Origin of the sequence: Kineococcus gurbantunggutensis, from assembly GCF_050871925.1 — a bacterium.
Classification (GTDB): Bacteria; Actinomycetota; Actinomycetes; order Actinomycetales; family Kineococcaceae; genus Kineococcus.
The window spans coordinates 1-3,962 of record NZ_JBJLSG010000266.1 but is presented as its reverse complement, the minus strand read 5'-3'; the positions used below and the strand labels follow the sequence as shown (position 1 = coordinate 3,962).

The 3,962-nt window shown below is 71.9% G+C and carries 2 protein-coding genes; one reads left to right on the top strand and one right to left on the bottom strand.

Going from position 1 to position 3,962, the window contains the following annotated elements; translation table 11 throughout:
* Nucleotides 1-90: 90 nt before the first annotated feature.
* Nucleotides 91-1,950, bottom strand: coding sequence for a glycosyl hydrolase 53 family protein (locus ACRYR7_RS24710; RefSeq protein WP_432574989.1), 1,860 nt, complete (start codon nucleotides 1,948-1,950; stop codon nucleotides 91-93).
* 583 nt (nucleotides 1,951-2,533) lie between these two features.
* On the opposite strand from ACRYR7_RS24710, the gene ACRYR7_RS24705 reads away from it, so the two are divergent.
* Nucleotides 2,534-2,890, top strand: a complete 357-nt coding sequence (locus tag ACRYR7_RS24705) for a hypothetical protein (RefSeq protein WP_432574987.1) — start codon at nucleotides 2,534-2,536, stop codon at nucleotides 2,888-2,890.
* Nucleotides 2,891-3,962 lie beyond the last annotated feature (1,072 nt).

Below are 3,962 nucleotides of genomic sequence, written 5' to 3'. Positions count from 1 at the left end.
GGCCGGCTCGAGCCGGCCTCAGGGTGCGAACGCTCACCTCACGGGGCTCACCTCACCCGCGCAGCCGGCGAGCCGGCTGCCGCAGCACCCTCACTGTCGCCGGCCGATCGTGGCGTCCAGCTGAACCACGGCCCCGGGTACGGCGTGCACGGAGCCCACCCGCTGCTCGCGGATGCCGGCGCTGCGCACCAGCACCTTGTGCCTGCCGGGCACCACCTCGTCGAGCCAGTAGTAGCCCAGGTCATCGGTGCGGACCGTCCACGTCCTGCCCGCGGTGCTGATGGAGACCGTGGCTCCGGCGACCGGCGAGCCCGTTCTGGTGGTGATGCGCCCGGTGACGTCAGCACCGCCGTACCCTTCGGTGTTGTCCCGGTAGGCCTGGAAGACCGGCAGCGCGCGCCCGTCGAAGTCGAACAGGGTCGTGTTGCTGACGACGTTGTCGCCGCCCTCCTGCCAGCCCACTCCAGGGGCCGGGATCATCATCGGGTCCCAGTAGATGTCGCCGAGGACGGCGCCGTCGGGAACGGCCTTGAGCGCGGCGAACAGCTCGAGCATGAAGTCGCGCTGGCCCTGCGGCGTCTCGGCGTACGGGACGGGCCCCTGGTCGGTCAGCTGCCCCTCGACGCCGTCGTGGGTGAGCGGGTTCCAGTTGACGCCGGTCTCCATCACCAGGAAGGGCTTGCCGAGCTCGGCGCTCATCTCGGCGAAGAAGGTCGCCGCGGCGGGCACGTCCTCCTGCGTCCAGAAGGGGTAGTAGGAAGAACCGATGACGTCGTACGGCACGTGGTGGTCGTCCATGAGGCCGAAAAACCACCGGTACAGCTCCTCGTTGGTCGCCTCGTGCAGGTGCAGCACGACCTGCGCCTCGGGCACCACGGACTTCACCGCGTCGTAGCCGGCGGTCAGGAAGCGTGCGAGGTTGCCCTCGGTGCCACCCCACGCCTGCCCGTAGGGGAAGAGGATGCCGCTCTGCATCTCGTTGCCGAGCGAGACGAACGAGGGCGGGGTGCCCTGCTGCTGCATCTTGCGCAGGAAGGCGCTGGTGTACTGCGAGACGTAGGCCTCGAGCTTGTCGACCGCCTGCTGCTGCGGCAGGGAGGTGACATCGCGCCAGTCCTTAGGGATGTCCTGGATGGCGCCGTTGCTCCAGTAGTCGCTGTAGTGGAAGGTCAGCTGGATCTGCATGCCGTAGCGGTGGGCACGGCGGGCCAGGTCCAGCACGTCCTGCTCGTCCTGGAAGCCCTCGGGCAGGTAGTCGCCGGGGTGGCCGATGCGCGGGTGCTCGGGGCCGGTGCCGTTGTACAGGCGAAGGCGGACGAGGTTGACGCCCTGCTCGGCCAGGATCAGCAGGGGATCCTTCTGCTGACCGCCGGCGTCCCGGTAGGTGCCCCCCTTGCTCTCCACGTAGTTGGTCTGGGTGATGTCCGCGCCCTTGAGGAACTGGTAGGGCCGGCCCGCGGTCAAGCTGACGTCGTCCAGCTTGGCGACCTGCCCACTGCTGCCCGAGGTGCGCAGACCCAGGGTGAGCTCACCGCCCTGCACGTGCACGCCGCGCACGACCACGCGGGTCCACTGCGTGGACACCGGCAGTGCGGTGCGCGCCTCGGCACCGCTGGCGCTGGCCGCGAAGAGCACCGCCTGCTGCTGGCCGCCGGTGCTCGTCGTCCACCCCGTCAGGTCGTAGTACCCGTCCGGCACGTTCCTGATCACCTGGTAGGTGCTCGTCGCACGCTCGGTGCGCGAGGAGTGCAGCAGCGCGGCGGCACCGGTGCGGCCGGGGCCGGCCAGGGCGGCGGTTCCCTTCTCGCCATCGGTGCGCCAGGCCCTGCTGCTGTTCTCGAAGCTCGCATCGGCCACCGCCGGCGGTGCTTCGCGGTGCTCGCCGGCCACCGCTGCAGGTGCGGGCAGTGCGGCCAGGAGCGCCAGTGCGACGGGTGCTGCCGTCAGCACGGTTCGTAGGTTTCTCACGAGCCTTCCTCTCTGAAGACCGTCCAGTGTGGAGTCAGGGAACGAGGTGTACCGGCAGCCGGGCGCCGGGCGCACCGGGAACCTCAAGGTCGCCCCGGGTGCGGTGGTGATGGTTCGGGGTCCACCGCTGTGGGGGGTGCGCAACGGGTGCGTGCACGGTGAGCACCGGCGGTGCAGGTCTGCACCCGGTGACTCGGCACCCTCGTGGCAGGCAGGCAGCGTTCAGCTCGGCGGTGCAGGTCGATCACCACGATGCCGAAGGCAGCTGGTGCCGCTCTGAGGGACCTCCCACGCACCGTCCCGCCCCCAGCGCAGGTCCTCTGACTCCCGCTGACTCCCGCGGCAGGCCGTGCGGTGGCGTGGTCGACTCCCCGATGAGCACGTGCTCGACGTTAGGAGGTCCCGCTGGGCGCCAGAATGGGGGTTTGAGGTGTCCGCATGGACGATCCGTACGCGCGTGGTGACGTGGCGCACCACGCGCATCCAGCGCTCACCGCCTCAACCCGCCGCGAGGCGCTCGAAGCGCTGGCGCGCCAGCAGCGGACCGGCACCCCACGCCGCGGCCGTGGACGCCCAGGAGCAGTTCGGGCGGCCCGAGGCCGGTGTCGGCGCCGGGGTGTTCTTCCCCTTGTTCGGGCCGGGCACCGTGCTGTTCGACACCGACGCCGACACCCGGCGAGGGCCCGGATGGCTGCTGGGCTGCGTGCTCGCCCCGTGCGGTACCGCCCCGATCGCCTTGGCGATCCAGCCGATGCGCGCCGGCAGCAAGTACCCGCACCGCGTGCCGGCCCACCGCACCGGATCTGCACGCTCCACACCCCGACTGCTCCTGCTGCGCCGGCAGAGCGCGCCGTGCGTCTGGCGGAGCACTGCTCGCAAACCGGTGCTGCCGTGGCGGCAGGGCCGAGGAGGACGGAAGTGAAGGGCCGGCGCGAGGACCGGACTGGCAGGGGTGTGCAGCACGAGCCAGTGACAGCGTGACCTGCCCCGGTGGGTCGAACAGGCGCTGAGCAGACCGGTGCAGCGGCGCCCCAGCATCGCCAGGTGCTCCACCACCGAGCGCGCCGCGTCGGCGAGGTCGATATCGAAGCAGGACAGCCCCCGGGCATGGCAAGGCAAGCCGCTCAGGACCGCGGGGCGCTCCAGGCGGGCCAACCACACCACCTGAACACCGCGGGCCGCGCGGACGGTCAGCGAGCGCCTGCACGGCCTCGAGCACGAGGGCGTAGGTGGTCGCCGGAATCATCGGCTTACCGCTGAGCGTGCAGAAGCGCTTGCTGGGTGAGACACCCGCTGCTCGTGCGACGCCGGTGAGCGTGCGGCGCTGTCGCGCCGGAGCGCTCACCACCACGCGAGGGTGTGCTGCACTGCTACCGGAAGTTCCGTCCCGACCCTACTCGGCCCTTCAGCCCTTCAGGCCGCCGGCGAGCAGGTCGGTGCGCCAGTAGCGCTGCAGGAGCGGTCAGCGCGCAAGACGATGCACCAGCACCGGCACCGGCACCTGCTCACGGAGCCGCGATCGCTGCGAACGGCACGCGGGCAGCCAGCGCACCGACAGCGGGTACCAGCAGGCGGCAAGAGCGCAGCGGGCCAGACACGAGCGCGCAGAGCGGGGTGGACCGGCACCAGAGCAGCTCCACGCCAGCCACCGGGCTCGCCGAGCTCCCCAGCCACGAGCCGCTGCAGGGCCTGCCAGGGCCTCTCGCAGCGTGTGACCCCAGCGGTGTCACCCCCCTCCAGCGGTGTCGCCCACCAGGTAGCCCAGCAGAGCGCTGCGCTCGGTGCGTGCCCGCTCACCTGACGGGCCCACGGGCAAGGCGGGTGAGCCCAATGGGCTCGAGGCGGCACCGGCGGCACCGGCGGTACCGGCGGCACCGCCAGGACACGCGTGCAGGCGCGCCCCCGGGCAGGCGCGCCCCCCGGCCGAGAGGGCGCTGTGGGGGGGGGGGGGGGGGGGGGCGCCCCCCGCCCCCCCCCACCCACTCCCCTGGTGG